Genomic DNA, 19,629 nt, shown 5'->3' with positions numbered 1-19,629 from the left:
TACATAAAAAGTACTTGAAAATTTACTAAATTATTATATTATTAATAATGTAGAGATTTTACGTGTTAATCATTAGGAGGATAACGATTATGAAAAGGAAAATCATGGGTTCAATACTGGCTCTAACGATGGTTGCAACATTATTTACAGGATGTAGTGCAAAAAAGAATGATAGTACTACAAATGAATCTGGAAACAAGAGTATTGATGAGTTAAGCGTATACTTTGTTCCATCCAGAGAACCAGAAGAAATTGTTACAGCAACAGAACCATTAAAGGAAATGTTAAAGACCGAACTTGCAAAAGAAGGTTATGACGTTAAGGATGTAAAGATTACCGTAGGTACAAGCTATGAAGCAGTTGGTGAAGCTCTATCTGCAGGTACTGCTGATATTGGATTAATTCCAGGTGGAACTTACGTATTATATGATGATGGTGCTGAAGTATTATTAACAGCAACTCGTGATGGTTTAAATAAAGATTTTGATGAAGCAAAAGATTGGAACGATGGAAAACCTACAGAAGCTTCTGAAAATCAAGCGGTATCTTACCGTGCATTAATGATCGCTGGTCCTTCTGAAAAAGGACAAGAATTAGCTGCAAAGGTAAATGCAGGCGAAGAATTAACTTGGGAAGACTTAGATTCAGCAAATTGGAGTGTAATGTCATCCTCTTCACCAGCTGGATATATCTATCCATCTTTATGGCTACAAGACAGATATGGAAAAGGAATTACAGATTTATCACATGCGGTACAATCTGATTCTTATGGTAGTGCATTAGCTCGTTTAGCAGCTGGACAAGTGGATGTATTATTAACATATGCGGATGCAAGACGTGACTATGAAGATAAGTGGAACAGTGAATATGGACGTAGTGCTTCCATCTGGGAAGAAACCAATGTAATTGGCGTTACAGCCCCTATCTTTAATGATACAGTATCTGTAAGTAAGAATTCTAAGAAAATGGATGATGGATTAAAGAAAGCAATTCAAAATGCATTTATCAACATTGGTAATACAGAAGAAGGTAAAAAAGTAATTTCTATTTACAGTCATATGGGTTATCAACCAGCAAAAGATTCTGATTATGATAATGAACGTGCTGCACAAAAGTTAATTCAAGAATTAAATCAGTAATCGAATTATAATAGACAAAAATAGAATCAATAACTAGCTTAAATGAAATTCAGGGATGAGACTGTTACTGCCTTATCCCTGAATTTGTGTAGAGTTATGAGGATTTCGTAAAATAAAATTTTATATGTGTGGTTTTATATATTTGTGTTGATAGAGGTTAAAATAGAATCACACCATATGAAGCAAATCAATTCTACGAAAAACCCATCATTTTGGAGGTATTTAAATGATAGAGTTTAGACATGTAAATAAGGTTTATCCCAATGGAGTAAAAGGGTTAGATGATGTGTCACTTAAAATAGATCAAGGTGAGTTTGTAGCGATTATTGGTTTATCTGGAGCGGGAAAATCAACATTGATTCGTTCTATTAATCGTATGCACGAAATTACTTCTGGAGACTTGATGGTAAATGAAGTAAATGTTAAGACCTTAAAAGGCAAGAGCTTACGTAAGTTTAGAAGAGGTATTGGTATGATATTCCAATCCTTTAATCTAGTAACTAGAACTACTGTTATAAAAAATGTTTTAACAGCTAATGTTCCTGAGATGTCTTTCTTTAGAGTATTATTTGGTCTATTTACAAAGGAACAAAAAGTAGAAGCCTTAGAGGCACTTGATAAGGTAGGAATTCTTGATAAAGCATATGTTAGAGTTGACCAATTATCTGGTGGTCAGCAACAACGTGTAGCCTTGGCACGTACCTTAGCACAGAATCCTCAAATTATATTAGCAGATGAACCAGTAGCTTCGCTAGACCCTGTAACAGCAAGACAGGTAATGAGTGATTTTAAAACAATTAATAAAGATATGAATATTTCAGTTTTGATTAATATTCATCACGTTGAACTTGCACTTGAATATGCAACCAGAGTAATTGGAATTCGTTCCGGTAAAATCGTATATGATGGACCGGCATCTGGAGTAAATCAGGAGGTATTAACTTCGATTTATGGAAACGAGCTTCCAATCGATTTGGAGGAGACTGCATGAAATTATATGATAGGATTTTAAAACCAAAGGAAATGACCTTATCAAATGGTAAAAAAGTGTTAGAATACCGAAGTAGAACACCACTTATTCTTATTCTTATAATTATTGCAACTGTAATTTCTGTAAAGATTACTGGATTTGACTTAGCCCTTCTTCTAGAGCGCGGGAATGAGTTTTTTGTTATTCTTGGTAAGATGTTTCCACCTAAGACTTCCTATATGTCAAGTGTTTGGAAACCACTGTTTGATACAATAAAAATGTCATTATTAGGTTCTGTAATTGGTGCAGTACTTGCAATTCCATTTGCAATTGTTGCATCTAGTAATATTGTTAAGAACCGTTTTGTTTTATGGGTGGTACGTTTATTTTTAAGTATTATTCGTACAGTACCTACTTTAGTATCTGCATTAATAGCAACTTATATTTTTGGACTTGGAACATTTGCAGGTATGATCGCAATTGCAATCTTTACGTTTGCATACATTGGAAAACAATTATTTGAACAGATTGAAACAGTAGATATGGGCGCTTATGAAGCCATGGAGGCAATGGGTGCGAATAAATTAACTGCATTTACAACTGCAATTATTCCACAAGTACTTCCAGCATATTTATCTACTAGCTTATTCTGTTTTGAAGGAAATGTTCGTTATGCAGCAATCCTAGGTTACGTTGGTGCTGGTGGACTTGGACTTATCTTAAATGAAAAAATTGGCTGGAGACAATATGACAACGTCGGTATGATCTTAGTTATGCTTTTAGTTACCGTTGTTATTATTGAAGTAGTCAGTCATTATTTGCGTAAGAAACTGACGTAAGGAGGAAACAGTAAATGAATGATGCAGTTCTAAGACAAATGGAAAAAGAACCAAAAAAGTGGATTTATAAAGTTGTAATTGCACTCATTGTAGTAGCTTTACTAGTTTGGTCAGGTTCTACGGTTAAATTAGAAAACATGCAAGGAAGCGGGTTCTCCATTGCAAAGAATATTATATCAGGTATTTTTCATCCTGATTTGGACCTTCTTTTTAACTTTACAAATACAGGTGTTGCTTATCTTTTATTAGAAACTATGTGTATCGCATTTCTTGGTACTATAGTAGGTGCTATTATAGCAATACCATTAGCGTTTATCTCAGCTTCAAATATTATGCCAAAGTGGATTGCAATCATTGGACGTGGAATTATCATAGCAATTCGTACAATACCATCTTTTGTTTATGCTTTAATGTTTATTCGTGTAACAGGTGGTGGTCCTTTCACTGGTTTGCTTACAATGTCTCTTTGTTCTGTAGGTATGGTTTCTAAGATGTACATTGAAGCAATTGAAGATTTGGATACTCGTATTTTAGAATCTTTGGATGCAAGTGGATGTAATACGTTCCAAAAGATACGTTATGGAATTCTTCCACAATTGTTTTCCGATTTTATATCAACAATTATTTATCGTTTTGATATGAACCTTCGTGATGCTACTGTATTAGGTTTAGTTGGTGCAGGTGGTATTGGTGCTCCGTTAATGTTTGCCATGAGTTCTTATCGTTGGAACGAAGTTGGAGCGATTTTAACAGGACTTATTGTGTTAATTCTTATTGTAGAGTTTATCTCTACGAAGATTCGTGTCAAACTTGCTAGAGGTTAAGAGTTAGTAAAAGAACACTAATTAAGAGTTAGCGAAGGACATATTAACTCTGAGTTAGCGAAGGACATACTAACTCTGAGTTAATGTCGAGAATTCTAATTCATGGAAGAATCTAAAATTAAATTCAAAAGGAATTTATTTTAGATTCTTCTTTTAAATAGGAGAGTTTATTAAGATATAGAATACTTTTTATACAAAAGAACGAAAATAAAATGTAGTCTTTATATGAAACAAATATAAAGAACTTTATATGAAAGGAACGCGGGCTAGAATGGAAAGTAATAGAAGTTTAAAGATTTATTTTACCTCGGATGTTCATGGTTATTTATTTCCTACTTCCTATGATACGAAAGAGCAAAAGGACATGGGGCTCTTACATTGTATTAATAATTTTGAAAAAGATGAGAATACATTAATTATAGATGGTGGAGATTCCTTACAAGGTTCTCCCTTAGCATACTACTGTCAGAAATATGAACGGGAAGCCTATCCAATGGCGGAAGTGATGAATGCAGCAGGATATGACTTTATTACCCTTGGGAATCATGATTTTAATTATGGATATGAATATCTAAAAGGATATTTAGAAAAATTAGATGCGGTTTGTTTAAGTGAGAATGTAAAGGATGAATTAGGGGAGCTACCAATTGCAACTTCCTTAATTAAAGTGATGGGAAATGGTTTAAGAGTTGGATTAGTTGGTATTGTTACAGACTATGTGAACTTGTGGGAACGCCCTGAAAATATAAAAGATATAAAAGTTACAGACCCATTTCCTAAGATTAAAGAAGCTTATGAAAAGATGAAAAAGGAAGCAGATATATGTATTTGTATCTATCATGGAGGCTTTGAGGAAGATTTAGAAACAGGGAAAAAGTTATCAAGTACAACTGAGAATATAGGAAATCGAATTTGTCGTGAACTTGAGTTTGATCTTCTTTTAACTGGACATCAGCATATGGGTGTAAAAGGCCAGTGGCAAGATAATACCTATATCGTTCAGCCTCCGGCGAATGCAGTAAAGTATTTAGAAATTAATATACAAGAAACCAGTGAAGGTCTTAAGATATGTTCTGATTTAAAAGAAGCGGGAAATGCATGTGATGAAAATCTATACAAAAGGTTACTTCCAATCGAAGAGCGTGTACAAAAATGGCTTGACGAACCAGTTGGATTTCTTCCACATTCCTTGTTACCAGAAACACCACTTCATATGGCTGTTCATGGAACGGAAATTGCAGACTTCTTTAATCAGGTACAGCTTGAGAGTTCAGGTGCACAAATTTCTTGTACAAGTCTTGCAAATGAGGTTGCAGGCTTTAAGAGCGAAGTTACTGTTAGGGATGTAATCGCAACCTATCGCTTCCCGAACATTTTAATCGTACTTGAGGTAAGTGGTGCAGTGTTAAAACAGGCACTTGAGAGAGTCGCTGAATATTTTGAAATTAATTCTAAGGATGAACTTTGCATTTCAGATGCATTTTTAAAACCAAAAGTAGAGCATTATAATTATGACTTTTTCTCTGGAATCTGTTACAATATAAATGTAAAAAGACCAAAGGGTGAAAGGGTAGAATCAATTACGTATCAAGGAAATCCAGTAAAAATGGACGAACATTATACATTATGTATGAATAATTATCGTTCTAGTGGAGCTGGTGGATATGAAATGTATCAAGGATTAAAAGTAGTGAAAGAAATACAAGTTGAAATGCCTGAGTTGATTCTACAATACTTTGAAAAATATCCTAAGGTGAATTTACAAAAAAATGGAGAGTTCCATGTAAAATGGTAAGGAATAGATAAATCCAGAAAGTGGTTGCTATGAAGCTGTTATTAGAAAACTCTAATAGGATTTTAATAGGTGGGCATCGTGGTTGTTTAAGAGAGTATCAAGAAAATACTCTAAAAGCCATGGAAGAAGGAATTGCGCGAGGAGCAGATTATCTAGAAATTGATATTCAATATACAAAAGATAATCAAATTGTTGTTTACCATGATACCTCTTTAGAAGATAAGTTGCAGTTATGTGGGGCAACGATTGATTATACTTTGGATGAGCTAAGAAAGTGCACCGAAATAAATACACTAGATGAAGTTTTAGCTTGGGGAAAGAGTAATGATATTTACTTTGGACTCGAGCTAAAAGAGATTCCAATTAAGATGCATGAAAAAAGTATGAAGATGCTACCAAATCTGATTAACTGCATTAAGAAATATAACATGCTAAATAATGTTTTTGTCTTTGGTGCGGATTATAAAGTATTAAAAGCGTTAAAAGAATTAGAAAAGCAATTAACGATTGGAATCATTGTCCCTTTTGTACCACATAATCCAGTAGCATTGATGAAAGAGATGGATGCGACAATCTATATTTCTTACGTTCATAATTTAACACCTGAAACAGTAAAAGCTCTAAAACAGTCTGGTTATTTTGTGGACGGGTCTACATTAAAAACAAAGCAGTGCATGGAATTAGCGCTAAGTCTTGGAGTTCATATGATAGAAGTTGATGATCCTTATATGTGGAAGGATTTTTTGTTAAATAAAAAGTGAAAGTGGGTGTGTAGATGGCAACCTTACTAGATATTGCAACAATGGCTGGGGTGTCAAAATCTACTGTATCAAGAGCGTTACGTGAAGATCCAACCCTTGATATTGGAGAAGAAACAAGAAAGAAGATATTTGAAATAGCTGAAAAGTTAGATTATAAAGTTAAAAAAGAAAAATTATTAACTGAGAGACCGATGTTTGTAATTATTCATAAAGATACCCACTTTATAAATCAAATTAATAATGCATATTATTTCACAGTGCGAACTGGAATTGAAGAAATCTGCTATAAAAATAATATACAGTTTATATTTATGCCAATTGGTTTTTTAGAGTCATTTACGAAACCAGTGGATGGTGCACTTTTGTTAGGAAATTTCTCAAAGCAGCAAGTAGACTTTATTTGTGAACATATTAAAACGGATAATCTTGTATGTTTGGCAAAAATGAATTTTTATCCGCAAAAAATGGATTGGATTACCTATAGTATTGCAGATTGCGTAACCATGGCAATGCAATATCTCTATGATATGGGACATAGAAAAGTAGCTTATTTTGGTGGCTATGATGAAGAGGATACAACTGAGAACTTTAGTAAATTGTATTATTTTAAGAGATTTTTAGAGGAACATAAGGATGTAACTTGTTTGGGCATTGTTGAGGGAGAACATGGCTCTGAAAGTGGTTACCAAATGATGAAGTCTTGGTTTGATAGTGGAAGAGATATTCCACCTGCCATCTTTGTATCCAATGATCCAATTGCCATAGGTATGACCCAAGTACTAAATGAGCGAGGGGTTGGAATTCCAGCAACGACCTCTATTATATCAATTAACGGAGATAGTCCAGCAAAAATTGCATATCCTCCACTTACAACCATAGATATTCATACATATGAAATGGGAAAAGAAGCAATTTTGGCCTTAGAGGATAAAATGCTTACGAAACGTAGTTTTACAAAAAAAATTGAGGTTCAAGCATCACTTATTTGCAGAAGTAGTGTTGGAATGAAAACAAATTAAAATAGAAAAATAAAAAAGAGTTATCACGACTAAGCATGTGGTAACTCTTTTTTTGCTTTTTCCGAATTGCCATTTCCATAAAGTAGACAGTGTTTTTACCCCCGAATCTTCGTAGCACATTCTTTGTTCTCTCCATATTATCTACAAAAGCTTCTGATATAATCACTTAAGGTTTTATATAAACAAGCATTTAAAAGATCTAACAATTGAAAGAATTTAATTATGTAAATAACATGGAAGAAGGAATGCGTTTGGAAAGCAACATGGAAACAAAAAAGCTACGAATTGGTGGCATGTCATGTGTTAGTTGTGAAAACAGAATTGAAAGTAAACTTAGTGAAACTATTGGAGTTGAAAAAGCCAAGGTTAGTTATAACAATGGCACTGCAAAAATTACATATGATACAGATAAAATCACACAAGATGAAATCATAAAAATAATTGAAGAGTTAGATTATCAAGTGCTAAGAGAAGAACAAGAGATAAAACAAACGGGAAGCGATAAGACACATAAAAATACAAGTGAAATGGCAAGTGGGGAGACAAAACATAAGTCAGATGGATCAAAAGCGCTAGGAGCAGTTGTTATTATATTTGCTATTTATACTTTAATGCGGCACTTTGGCATAACAAATATATTTAATATTTTTCCTCAAGCACAAGAAGGAATGAGTTATGGAATGTTATTTGTCATAGGACTACTTACATCGGTCCATTGTGTGGCAATGTGTGGTGGAATTAACCTGTCTCAATGTATTCCTAAGGCTATAGAAAGTGAGGGGGAAGGCAGTCGTTTTGCCTCACTTAGACCAAGTATTTTATATAACTTAGGTCGTGTCCTATCCTATACTTTGGTTGGTGCACTGGTTGGAGCGTTAGGTTCCGTTGTATCATTTTCTGGAAGTGCAAAAGGCATTGTGCAAATATTAGCAGGTATATTTATGGTCATTATGGGATTGAACATGCTAAATGTATTTCCGTGGTTAAGAAAGTTAAATCCTCGAATGCCAAAGATTTTTGCTAAGAAAATACAAGCGGAGAAAAACAGTAATAGCCCTTTATATGTTGGGCTGTTAAATGGGCTTATGCCTTGTGGCCCATTGCAGGCAATGCAGTTGTATGCGCTTTCTACTGGTGATCCTATTAAAGGTGCGATTGCTATGTTTTTGTTTAGCTTAGGAACGGTTCCCCTTATGTTTACTCTTGGGGCGTTAAGTTCTATTTTAAGTAAGAAGTTCACATCGAAAGTAATGACAGCTGGAGCAGTATTAGTCGTAATTCTTGGTGCCTCCATGCTTAACAATGGTTTAAGTTTATCTGGTTTTGCCTTAGGGGTACCCAACAGTGGAAATAGTACGCAGGCTCAAATGGGGGATGGAGTTCAGTTAGTTTCTACTTCCTTATCCTCAGGCCGTTATGAGCCAATCACTGTAAAGGTAGGAATCCCTGTAAAATGGACGATTACTGCCGAGCAAGGAACAATCAACGGCTGTAATAATCGAATCTACATACCTGAATATAACATTGAGAAACGTTTTGAACTTGGTGAGAATGTTATTGAGTTTACACCAACAAGTACGGGAACTTTTGTGTATAGCTGTTGGATGGGAATGATTCGAAGTACCATAACAGTAGTAGATGAAAATGGAGAGGTGACAGCGTCAAATGGAGATGCAACTGGTGGAGGTACAGCAGGAAATGCAACCTCGGGAAGTGACATAGAAAATGTAGTACCGACAAAAGAGCCAGTGCCTGCGGGCTATGAAATACCAAGTGATGAAGTAGCGGTTGGAGAAATCATAGATGATTATCAAGTGGTACAAATTGATATGAATGAATCTAGATTTACACCTGCAATTGTAGTTCTTCAAGCAGGTATTCAGACAGAATTTGTTATTGATGCTAAAACGTTAACCGATAAGAACTCTACTATTTTATTTCCGTTATACAATACAACATTAACAATGGTAGACGGTGAAAACTTCATCTATTTAATTCCATCGGAGGACTTTGCGTTTTCCACAAAAGACTATAGTTTTTATGGGTATGTTAAGGTAGTGCCCGATATTAACAATATTGATATAGATGCAATAAAAGAGGAAGTTAAGAATTATGAAACACTTACCTGGGATTATAGTAGTGTACTAAATTTCAGTGTGGATTAAAGGGATGTAGCTAGCAGTTATTAAAATGTATTGCCATAATTGGCAGAATGGGAGGATTTATGAGTAATAAAAAAAGTAGTAGCAAAAGTAGTAAAACACAGAGTAATCTAAGAGGTATATTGTTACCTGTTGGAGGTATTTTATTAGCAATTATATTAATAGCAGTTGTAAATGAAGGTGTTAATAAGTCTAAGGGTAAAGATGCCACAAGTGGGGCTAATCAAGGAAATGCTGTAATTACTGAGGAAGGTGATTTAATCATTCCAGTGAATGACATTACAACCACTGCTACGTTTTATCCAGTAGAAGTAGACGGTACGACATTAGAAGTACTAGCGGTAAAAGCACCAGACGGTACGATACGTACAGCATTTAATACATGCCAAATTTGCTATAGTTCAGGCAGAGGATTCTATAAACAAAGTGGAGATAATCTAATTTGTCAAAACTGTGGAAATATATTTGGTATGGGGGATGTGGAAGTTACAAGAGGTGGTTGTAATCCAGTGCCTATCTTTTCTGAGGATAAAACAGTAGATGAAACGAATATTACTATTTCAAATGAATTTTTAATGGAGTCAAAAGCGATTTTTGCTAATTGGAAGACAAATTATTAATAAGATTGAAATTCATAGGAAGCGTTAGAGGAACGCTAAATAGGACAAAATATAAGATTGAGGGGCAAGGTTACAAAGTGTTATAATGGTTGTAACATTAATGAGCATTTCATGTTTTGATTTTAATTGATCTTAAGACATTTAGGAGGTCTAATTTTGAGTAAGAATGATAAGAAAATTTTAGTAGTAGATGATGAAGTTAAAATCTTAGAGGTTGTCACATCTTTTTTACAGAGCAAAGGGTTTATAACGTTTTCTGCTGAAACAGGTGCTGAGGCATTGCAGATTTTTGACACAGAAAATATATCATTAATCATATTAGACCTTATGTTACCTGATATTTCAGGTGAAGATATATGTACGAAAATACGTAAAAAATCACGTGTACCCATTATTATGCTTACTGCAAAAGTAGAAGAGAATAATATCCTTGAAGGTTTGAAAATAGGAGCGGATGATTATATAACAAAACCATTTAGCTTAAAAGAATTACACGGAAGGGTTGAGGCAGTGCTTCGCAGATCAAGCGATGACTTAATACCTTTGTTTATTAGAAATTCTTACAATGAAGGAGATTTGATTGTAGATTTTGAAAGTAATACCATTAAAAAGAAACAAGTGCCAGTATCCTTAACACCAAGCGAGTTAAAGATACTCTCTGCACTTATAAAATATCCAAGCAAAGTATTTACAAGAAATGAATTGATCGAACTTGCATTAGGAGATGAATTCCTTGGTTTTGACCGCGCAATCGATAGCCATATTAAAAATCTTAGACAAAAAATTGAAGATAATCCTAAAGAACCAGTTTACGTATTAACGATATATGGTAAGGGATATAAATTTGGAGGTGAGTAATTGTATGAAAAGAAGTTTAAGGACACATCTTACTTTAACAATTGCTCTCTTAAGTTTTTTTACCGTAGCGCTCATTAGTTTATTAGCCAATGTATTTATTAATCAAAAGTTTAAAGCTTATATTTTAGACCAACAAATGCAAAAAACAAATGAAATTGCAACAAGCCTTAGTGAACAATACGATAAGTCCATCAATGTATGGAATAAGGACTTTATCCATGTGATAGGAATGAATGCACTTTACGATGGTTATATTATAGCGGTTTATGATAATGAAGATGACGTTGTATGGGATGCACAACAACACGATATGACACTGTGTACAAGGGTTATGGCGGATATTTCAAAAAGAATGCTTGAAAAATACCCAAAAATACATGGAGAGTTTGTGTCACAAGATTATGACCTTATTCAAGGGGATAAGGTAGTAGGAAAGGTTGCAATTAGTTATTTTGGGCCTTATTTTTTAAGCGAAAATGATTTCCAATTTTTAAGTGCTCTAAATTCCATTTTAATTGGTACCGGCATAGTTTCACTTATTTGTTCCCTGATTATAGGATGGATATTATCAAGACATATAAGTAATCCTATTACAAAAATCATTAATATTGCAGGAGAAATTTCCAAGGGGAATTATAATACACGTTTTGTGGGTGAGACAAATACCCAAGAGCTTAATGAACTTATCTATTCCATTAATCATTTAGCAGCGTCATTAAGTGACCAGGAAGGTTTAAGAAAGCAATTAACTGCTGATGTTGCACATGAACTTCGGACTCCTTTAACAACAATCGGGACATTTTTAGAGGCTATGATTGAGGGAGTTTGGGAACCAACTCAGGAACGATTACAAAGCTGTTATGAGGAAATTAACCGTATTACTAAATTAGTAAAAGATTTAGAGCGATTAGCAAAAGTTGAAAGTGATAATTTAAAATTACAAAAAGAATCAATAGATTTATTACAAGTAATACGTTCCGTAAGTAGTTATTTTGAATTTGAATTAAAAAATAAAAAGTTGAATTTACAAATAGAGGGCGATTCCAGCATTGTAATAGGAGATAGAGATAGAATTAGTCAAGTAATATTAAATCTATTATCCAATGCAATAAAGTATACGAAAGAAGATGGGCATATTAAGATTACGGTAATAGATACAGAATCGTATGGTGAATTCTGCATTGAAGATGATGGAATAGGAGTTTCAAAGGAAGAACAAGACTTTATTTTTGAACGTTTCTATAGAGCAGACAAATCAAGAAATCGTAAAACAGGTGGTGCAGGAATAGGTTTAGCAATTGTAAAATCTATAGTAGAGGCACATGGAGGTAATGTTTGGGTAGAGAGTGAACCTGGAAAAGGAAGTCGTTTTTATGTTTCGTTACCAAAAAAGTAATAATATTCATTCCATGTAAGGATTGTGTAAAATTGTCGTAAAATAGGGGAGATGGTGTAATTTGGTCGTTGACAAATAAGCATGTCATCCGTTATATTGTCTTTAATAAAAGGGAGTAGCTAGCGCTTCGTCGTTTATGATTCGTCATTTCAATAAAGAGTTTTTTACTTTATTCGGATTATAATGAAATAGCCAGACTTTTATTGCATAGTTTTTGTGCAATAAAGGTCTTTTTTTGCGCATACTATGATTGAATCTCGAAACTAGATAATCAAAAAAGCAAGGAGAATGAGATGAAACCCTATTATCAAATGACTAGAACGGAACTAAGAAAAGAATTGAATGGTGGTTTGAAGCCTTTAACTGAAAAGCAAGTAAAGGAACATCAGCAAAAATATGGGCCAAATGAGTTGGTTGAAGGTAAGAAAAAAAGCACCTTTCAAATATTTTTAGATCAATTTAAAGATTTCTTAGTAATTATTTTAATTATTGCAGCTACGGTATCTGGATTCCTAAAAGATGTGGAAAGTGCCGTTGTTATTTTGATTGTTATTACAATCAATGCAATATTAGGAACAGTGCAGACAATAAAAGCAGAGCAGTCACTTAACAGCTTAAAAGCATTATCTGGTCCGGAAGCGAAGGTGCTTCGTAATGGAAGCATATGCAAATTGCCATCTTCTGAATTAACAGTCGGAGATGAAGTTTACTTAGAAGCAGGTGATTATGTTCCAGCCGATGGACGTATTTTAGAAAATGCTAGTATGAAAATCGATGAGAGCGCTCTTACAGGAGAGAGCCTTGGAGTAGAAAAGACTCATAAACCGATTCAAGGAGAAGTACCTTTAGGTGATCAAAGTAACATGGTTTTCTCTGGAAGTTTTGTAACTTATGGTAGAGGATCCTTTTTAGTAACATCCGTTGGTATGAATACCGAAGTTGGTAAAATAGCAAGTTTGTTAAAATCTACTTCAGAAAAGAAAACTCCATTACAGATGAACTTAGATAAGTTTGGCCAAAAGCTTTCTATCATTATCTTAGTATTCTGCGGAATTCTATTTGGTATTAATGTATTTCGTGGCGAATCCATTGGAAATGCCTTCTTATTTGCAGTAGCGTTAGCAGTAGCAGCTATACCAGAGGCACTTAGCTCTATTGTAACGATTGTTCTTTCCTTTGGTACACAAAAAATGGCAAAAGAACATGCGATTATCCGTAAATTACAAGCAGTTGAAGGACTTGGAAGTGTATCTATTATATGTTCGGATAAAACGGGTACTTTAACACAAAATAAGATGACAGTAGAAGATTATTATGTGTATGGAAAACGTATTATTGCATCTGAAATTGATTTAACAGATAAAGCCGTAAAAGATTTAATGACCTATAGTATTTTGTGTAATGATGCAGTTAACGTAAATGGTAAGGAAATTGGTGATCCAACAGAAACGGCATTAATTAACATAGGTGATAAGTTTAACATGCCAGCTACTAAAATAAGAGACCAATATCCTAGATTTGATGAATTACCATTTGATAGTGATCGAAAGTTAATGTCAACTCTGCATCAATTTGATGGCAAATACACTATTGTAACAAAGGGAGCTGTGGATGCGTTATTAGAACGAATTACTAAGGTTGAAAAGAACGGAAATGTAGTAGATTTTACAGAGCAAGATAGAATAGAAATTGAACGACAGAATATGGAGTTTTCAAAAGATGGTCTTCGTGTACTTGCTTTTTGCTACAAAGTAGTGCCTGATAAGGAACCGTTAAGCTTAGAAAGTGAAAATGACTTTGTATTTCTTGGTCTAATCTCCATGATGGACCCACCAAGAGAAGAATCCAAAGCAGCTGTTACAGACTGTATTCGTGCTGGAATTAAGCCGATTATGATAACTGGTGACCATAAAATAACAGCATCAGCAATTGCAAAAAGAATTGGTATTTTAAAGGATGAATCCGAGGCATGTGAAGGTGCTGTTATTGAGAATATGTCGGATGAAGAGTTAAGAGACTTTGTGGAGAATATTTCAGTTTATGCCAGAGTTTCACCGGAGCATAAAATCCGTATCGTAAGAGCATGGCAGGAAAAAGGTAATATTGTTGCAATGACAGGTGATGGTGTGAATGATGCACCAGCCTTAAAACAAGCAAACATTGGTGTTGCAATGGGTATTACAGGAACGGAAGTATCAAAAGATGCAGCATCTATGGTTTTAACCGATGATAACTTTGCTACTATTATAAAGGCAGTTGAAAATGGTAGAAATGTATATAAGAATATTAAAAAGTCTATTCAGTTCTTATTATCTGGTAACTTCGGTGCTATTTTAGCTGTATTATATGCATCGATTGCTGCACTACCAGTACCGTTTGCACCAGTGCATCTATTATTTATTAACTTATTAACAGACAGTTTACCAGCTATTGCTTTAGGCCTTGAACCTCATTCAAAGGATGTTATGGATGAAAAGCCTCGTCCAATGAATGAATCGATTTTAACTAAGAGTTTTCTATTTAGCGTTGGTACAGATGGTCTTGTAATTGGTATTATGACGATGATTGCATTTTTTGTTGGATATCAAGATGGAAATGCAACGTTAGCAAGTACAATGGCATTTGGAACCTTATGCTTAGGAAGATTGTTCCACGGATTTAATTGTAAATCAGATCGACCAGTATTATTTAAGAAAGATTTATGGAATAATAAATTTCTAATCGGAGCTTTTGTAATTGGAATCGTTTTAATGACTGGTGTAATGTTGATACCTTCATTACAAAGCGTATTTAAGGTTCAAACGCTTAATATTACTCAGTTATTAACCGTGTATGGATTAGCTTTTATTAACTTACCTGTAATACAATTAATTAAGGGATTAAAGACTATGAATCGTAAGAAGTAAGTTTAATTTATTCGATATCTTAATATAGAATATGTTTTTAAAATGAGGAAAGCCAAAGGGTTTTCCTTATTTTAATGCACAGATTTATTTCACTAGGTTCTAAATTAATAACCGAATGCGAAGTGTATTTTATCTCATATCATAAAAATACATCATGATTTACAAAAATATACAATACACAATATATAAATGCTTGGAACTTTACTTGAAAATAGAGAACAATAATAAACAAATATTAACATTACTAGCAATATTCTTTGTCAGTTTTGACAGATATAATGGGAGTAAGCGGAATAATTTTATGGCTTTATTATGTGCAAACAAATATGGGAGGTATTAGCGAATGAGATACGGGTATTTTGACAATGAAAACAGAGAATATGTAATCGATAGAGTTGATTTGCCAACATCTTGGACAAATTATTTAGGGGTTGAAGATACTTGCGTTGTAATAAATCATACAGCAGGAGGCTATATGTTTTATAAGACTCCAGAGTATCACAGAGTTACAAGATTTCGCGCAAATGCAGTCCCAATGGACCGACCTGGACATTACATATATATTCGTGATGATCAATCAAGCGATTACTGGAGTATCTCTTGGCAACCTGTAGGTAAGCCACTTGATCAAGCAAAGTATGAGTGTAGACATGGCCTATCTTATACAAAATACTCTTGTGATTATAGTAATATTAAGGCAGAGCAAACCTTATCGGTACCAATTGGAGATGATTTAGAGTTATGGGATGTAAAAATTAAGAATGAAGATACAAAAACAAGAGAACTAAGCGTTTATTCTTATTGTGAATTTTCATTCCATCATATTGATATGGATAATCGAAACTTTCAAATGAGCCTTTATGCCGCTGGTTCTTCCTATGAAGATGGAATTATTGAGCATGACTTATTTTATGAAGAGTTTGGATATCAGTACTTTACTGCGAATTTTAATCCAGATGGCTACGATTGTTTACGAGATAAGTTTATCGGTGCTTATCGTACAGAAGATAATCCAATTGGAGTAGAAAAAGGCGTGCTTAGTGGTTCTTTTGAAAAAGGAAGTAATCATTGTGGGTCCTTACAGAAAAAAATTACATTAGACCCAGGTGAAGAAGTTCGTCTTGTGTACATATTAGGAGAAGGTGGACGGGCGCAAGGTAAGATTATGCGTGAAAAATATCAATCCTTTAAAAATGTAGATAAGGTTTATGAGGATTTAAAGGCATATTGGGAGAAGAAATTAAATAAATTACAAATTCAAACTCCAAATGAAGGAATGAATACCTTAATTAATACTTGGACGCTTTATCAAGCAGAAATTAATGTTATGTTCTCAAGATTTGCTTCCTTTATAGAAGTAGGTGGAAGAACTGGTCTTGGATATCGTGATACCGCACAGGATGCTATGGCTGTTCCACATTCCAATCCTACAAAATCAAAGCAACGTATCGTTGAGCTTTTAAAAGGGCTAGTTTCTAAAGGATATGGACTTCATTTATTCCAACCAGAATGGTTTTTAGATGATGAGGATACAAAACCATTTAAGTCACCAACCGTTGTGCCTACACCAAATAGCAAAGATTATGTTCATGGTCTTGAAGATGCATGCTCTGATGATGCACTTTGGTTAGTAAGTACAATAGTTGAATATGTAAAAGAAACAGGTGAATTCGACTTTTTAGATCAAGTCCTTACTTATGCAGATGGTGGCAAAGGAACAGTATATGAACATATCACTAGAATTTTAGATTTCTCGGATGAAATGGTTGGCGCTACTGGTATTTGTAAAGGTCTTCGTGCAGATTGGAACGATTGCTTAAATCTAGGTGGCGGCGAAAGTGCTATGGTAACTTTCCTACACTACTGGGCAATTTGTAATTTCATAGAACTTTTAGAGTATAGAGGGGAAGAAGAAGACCTTATTAAATATACTGCAATGCGAGATAAGGTAAAACAAGTATGTGATCAAGAGCTTTGGGATGAAGAGTGGTTCATCCGTGGAATCACAAAGAATGGTAAAAAGATTGGTACGAATCAAGATAAAGAAGGAAAAATTCATTTAGAATCCAATGCTTGGGCAGTTTTATCTGGTGCTGCATCGGATGAAAAGGGTATTAAGGCAATGGATTCAGTAGATAAACATTTATTTACGCCTTACGGAATTATGTTAAATGCGCCTTCTTATACCGTGCCGGATGAAGATATCGGATTTATAACAAGAGTATACCCAGGACTTAAGGAAAATGGAGCTATCTTTAGTCATCCAAATCCATGGGCTTGGGCAGCAGAATGTAAACTTGGTCGTGGGGACCGTGCAATGAAGTTTTATGATGCACTTTGCCCATATTATCAGAACGATATGATAGAAATTCGCGAAGCAGAGCCATACTCCTATTGTCAATTTATTGTTGGAAAAGAGCATACTGCACATGGGCGTGCACGCCATCCATTTATGACAGGTACTGGCGGTTGGGCTTACTTTTCTGCCACAAGATATATGCTTGGTATCAGACCACAATTTGATTATCTTGAAATTGATCCTTGTATTCCAGCTGACTGGGAATCTTTCCATGTAACGAGAGAATGGAGAGGTGTGGTTTATGAAATTGAAATAACAAATCCAGATCATGTAATGAAGGGTGTAAAAGCAATTACATTAAATGGTGAAGTTGTAGATAAAGTAAAGCTTCAGCCTGAAGGTAGCATTAATAAAGTTACAGTTACGATGGGATAGATAAAGGGGAAAAAGTAATAGTAATTGAATCGTAATTTGCTAGAAAGAGCTTGAGTTGAATAAGTATTTCAACCCAAAAGAAAGCTGCCTGTGGCAGCATGGAGGTTATTATGATTAAATTTGGTACTGGTGGTTGGAGAGCCATTATAGGAGATGGATTTACCAAAGCTAACATACAAAAACTAGCCAAAGCACTGGCAGTAAAAATGAAGAATGAAGATGTAGCAGAAAAAGGAATTTGCTTAGGCTATGATCGAAGATTCTTATCAAAAGAAGCAATGCAATGGACAGCTCAAGTTTTTGCATATGAAGGGATAAAATCTATTTTAATTAACACTTCTTCTCCAACACCTTTAATTATGTTTTATGTTATGAAACATGAATTGCCTTATGGTATGATGGTTACTGCTAGCCATAATCCAGCAATATATAATGGCATAAAAGTGTTTACATATGGTGGTAGAGATGCGGATGAATTTCAAACAAAGGATATAGAGGAGTATATTGCAGATATAGATGATGAAGAAGTGATGGAGTTAGAGTATGACAAAGGGATTGCTTCTGGATTAATTGAAGAAATTTATCCATTGAATGAGTATTTAGATAATATTATTGAGGCAGTTGACATGGATGCAATTCGTAGAAGAGGTTTAAAAATCGCGTTGGATCCCATGTATGGTGTAAGTGAAACATCATTAAAGACAATATTAATGACAGCAAGATGCCAAGTGGCTACAATTCATGAACGTCATGATACTCTATTTGGTGGTAAACTACCTTCTCCTTCTGCACAGACGCTTAGAAGCTTACAAAACTATGTCATTGACAGACATTGCGATATTGGAATTGCTACAGATGGAGATGCGGACCGTATTGGCGTGATTGATGACACTGGAAGGTTTCTACATCCAAATGATATTTTAGTACTTTTATATTACTACCTAGTAAAATACAAAGGATGGCATGGACCAGTAGTTCGTAACATTGCTACCACCCATATGCTTGATAAAGTAGCAGATAAGTTTGGGGAGAAATGCTATGAGGTTCCAGTTGGATTTAAGTATATATCTGCAAAGATGCAAGAAACGGATGCAGTTATTGGTGGAGAATCTTCTGGTGGTCTAAATGTAAGAGGACATATCAAAGGGAAAGATGGAATTTATGCAGCAGCTCTTTTAGTTGAAATGATTGCAGTGACTGGTAAAAAATTATCAGAGATTGTAAAAGATATAGAAACAGAATGCGGTGCAATCTATATGGAAGAACGTGATTATAAGTTTAACCAAGAAAAACGAGATGAGATTTTTGACACATTAATGATTCAAAAAGACTTACCTGAGATTGATTTTGAAGTGGATAGAATATCTTACCTAGATGGTTGTAAGGTGTATTTAAAAAATGGTGGTTGGATTATAGCACGTTTTTCAGGCACGGAACCATTACTTCGAATATTCTGTGAGATGTCAAATTCAGAAGATGCTAAGAAGTTATGTGAAGTCTTTGAAGAGTTTTTAGGATTGAATTAGAATGAAAATGTAGAGAGTTATAGGGTTGGATGTAGTATAAATACATAACAAGGGATGTCGAAAATTTGATCGACATCCCT

Annotated in this window: 14 protein-coding genes; all 14 read left to right on the top strand. The window is 34.4% G+C overall.

Going from position 1 to position 19,629, the window contains the following annotated elements; all coding sequences use genetic code 11:
* The first annotated feature begins 89 nt into the window (after positions 1 to 89).
* Positions 90 to 1,139 (top strand): phosphate/phosphite/phosphonate ABC transporter substrate-binding protein, encoded by a 1,050-nt coding sequence (locus BN4220_RS01085; RefSeq protein WP_066712345.1) that lies wholly within the window; start codon positions 90 to 92, stop codon positions 1,137 to 1,139.
* Positions 1,140 to 1,365: 226 nt separating this feature from the next.
* On the top strand, positions 1,366 to 2,130 hold the full coding sequence (gene phnC / locus BN4220_RS01080; protein ID WP_066712342.1) for a phosphonate ABC transporter ATP-binding protein: 765 nt from the start codon (positions 1,366 to 1,368) through the stop codon (positions 2,128 to 2,130).
* On the top strand, positions 2,127 to 2,948 hold the full coding sequence (gene phnE, locus BN4220_RS01075; RefSeq protein ID WP_066712335.1) for a phosphonate ABC transporter, permease protein PhnE: 822 nt from the start codon (positions 2,127 to 2,129) through the stop codon (positions 2,946 to 2,948). The genes phnC and phnE (BN4220_RS01075) overlap by 4 nt, the downstream gene beginning before the upstream one ends.
* Before the next feature lie 14 nt (positions 2,949 to 2,962).
* A complete protein-coding gene (phnE, locus tag BN4220_RS01070; RefSeq protein ID WP_066712332.1) occupies positions 2,963 to 3,772 on the top strand; it encodes a phosphonate ABC transporter, permease protein PhnE in 810 nt (269 codons plus the stop codon).
* 271 nt (positions 3,773 to 4,043) lie between these two features.
* Positions 4,044 to 5,567 carry a bifunctional metallophosphatase/5'-nucleotidase gene (locus BN4220_RS01065; protein WP_066712329.1) on the top strand — a complete coding sequence of 508 codons (1,524 nt, stop codon included), beginning with the start codon at positions 4,044 to 4,046 and terminating at the stop codon, positions 5,565 to 5,567.
* A gap of 29 nt (positions 5,568 to 5,596) precedes the next feature.
* Positions 5,597 to 6,328 carry a glycerophosphodiester phosphodiesterase gene (locus tag BN4220_RS01060; protein ID WP_066712327.1) on the top strand — a complete coding sequence of 244 codons (732 nt, stop codon included), beginning with the start codon at positions 5,597 to 5,599 and terminating at the stop codon, positions 6,326 to 6,328.
* A gap of 14 nt (positions 6,329 to 6,342) precedes the next feature.
* Entirely contained in the window at positions 6,343 to 7,347 is a 1,005-nt protein-coding gene (locus BN4220_RS01055; protein ID WP_066712324.1) for a LacI family DNA-binding transcriptional regulator, read from the top strand.
* Between the two features lie 206 nt (positions 7,348 to 7,553).
* Complete coding sequence (locus BN4220_RS01050) at positions 7,554 to 9,512, top strand: urease accessory protein UreH domain-containing protein (protein ID WP_242867720.1); 1,959 nt, start codon at positions 7,554 to 7,556, stop codon at positions 9,510 to 9,512.
* Between the two features lie 59 nt (positions 9,513 to 9,571).
* Positions 9,572 to 10,129 carry a DUF2318 domain-containing protein gene (locus BN4220_RS01045; protein ID WP_082811938.1) on the top strand — a complete coding sequence of 186 codons (558 nt, stop codon included), beginning with the start codon at positions 9,572 to 9,574 and terminating at the stop codon, positions 10,127 to 10,129.
* 156 nt (positions 10,130 to 10,285) lie between these two features.
* A complete protein-coding gene (locus BN4220_RS01040) occupies positions 10,286 to 10,987 on the top strand; it encodes a response regulator transcription factor (RefSeq protein ID WP_066712318.1) in 702 nt (233 codons plus the stop codon).
* Positions 10,988 to 10,991: 4 nt separating this feature from the next.
* Positions 10,992 to 12,383 carry a sensor histidine kinase gene (locus tag BN4220_RS01035; RefSeq protein WP_066712315.1) on the top strand — a complete coding sequence of 464 codons (1,392 nt, stop codon included), beginning with the start codon at positions 10,992 to 10,994 and terminating at the stop codon, positions 12,381 to 12,383.
* Positions 12,384 to 12,676: 293 nt separating this feature from the next.
* Positions 12,677 to 15,289: a cation-translocating P-type ATPase gene (locus BN4220_RS01030; RefSeq protein WP_066712313.1), complete on the top strand. Its 2,613-nt coding sequence runs from the start codon at positions 12,677 to 12,679 to the stop codon at positions 15,287 to 15,289.
* A gap of 343 nt (positions 15,290 to 15,632) precedes the next feature.
* The gene (locus BN4220_RS01025; RefSeq protein WP_066712309.1) at positions 15,633 to 18,023 is read left to right on the top strand and encodes a GH36-type glycosyl hydrolase domain-containing protein; all 2,391 of its coding nucleotides are present in this window, start codon (positions 15,633 to 15,635) and stop codon (positions 18,021 to 18,023) included.
* Between the two features lie 110 nt (positions 18,024 to 18,133).
* Positions 18,134 to 19,549 carry a phosphoglucomutase/phosphomannomutase family protein gene (locus BN4220_RS01020; protein ID WP_066712306.1) on the top strand — a complete coding sequence of 472 codons (1,416 nt, stop codon included), beginning with the start codon at positions 18,134 to 18,136 and terminating at the stop codon, positions 19,547 to 19,549.
* The last annotated feature ends 80 nt before the right edge of the window (positions 19,550 to 19,629 follow it).

Origin of the sequence: Clostridium sp. Marseille-P299, from assembly GCF_900078195.1 — a bacterium.
Taxonomy (GTDB): domain Bacteria; phylum Bacillota; class Clostridia; order Lachnospirales; family Lachnospiraceae; genus Lachnoclostridium.
This window is presented reverse-complemented; position numbering and strand designations above follow the sequence as displayed.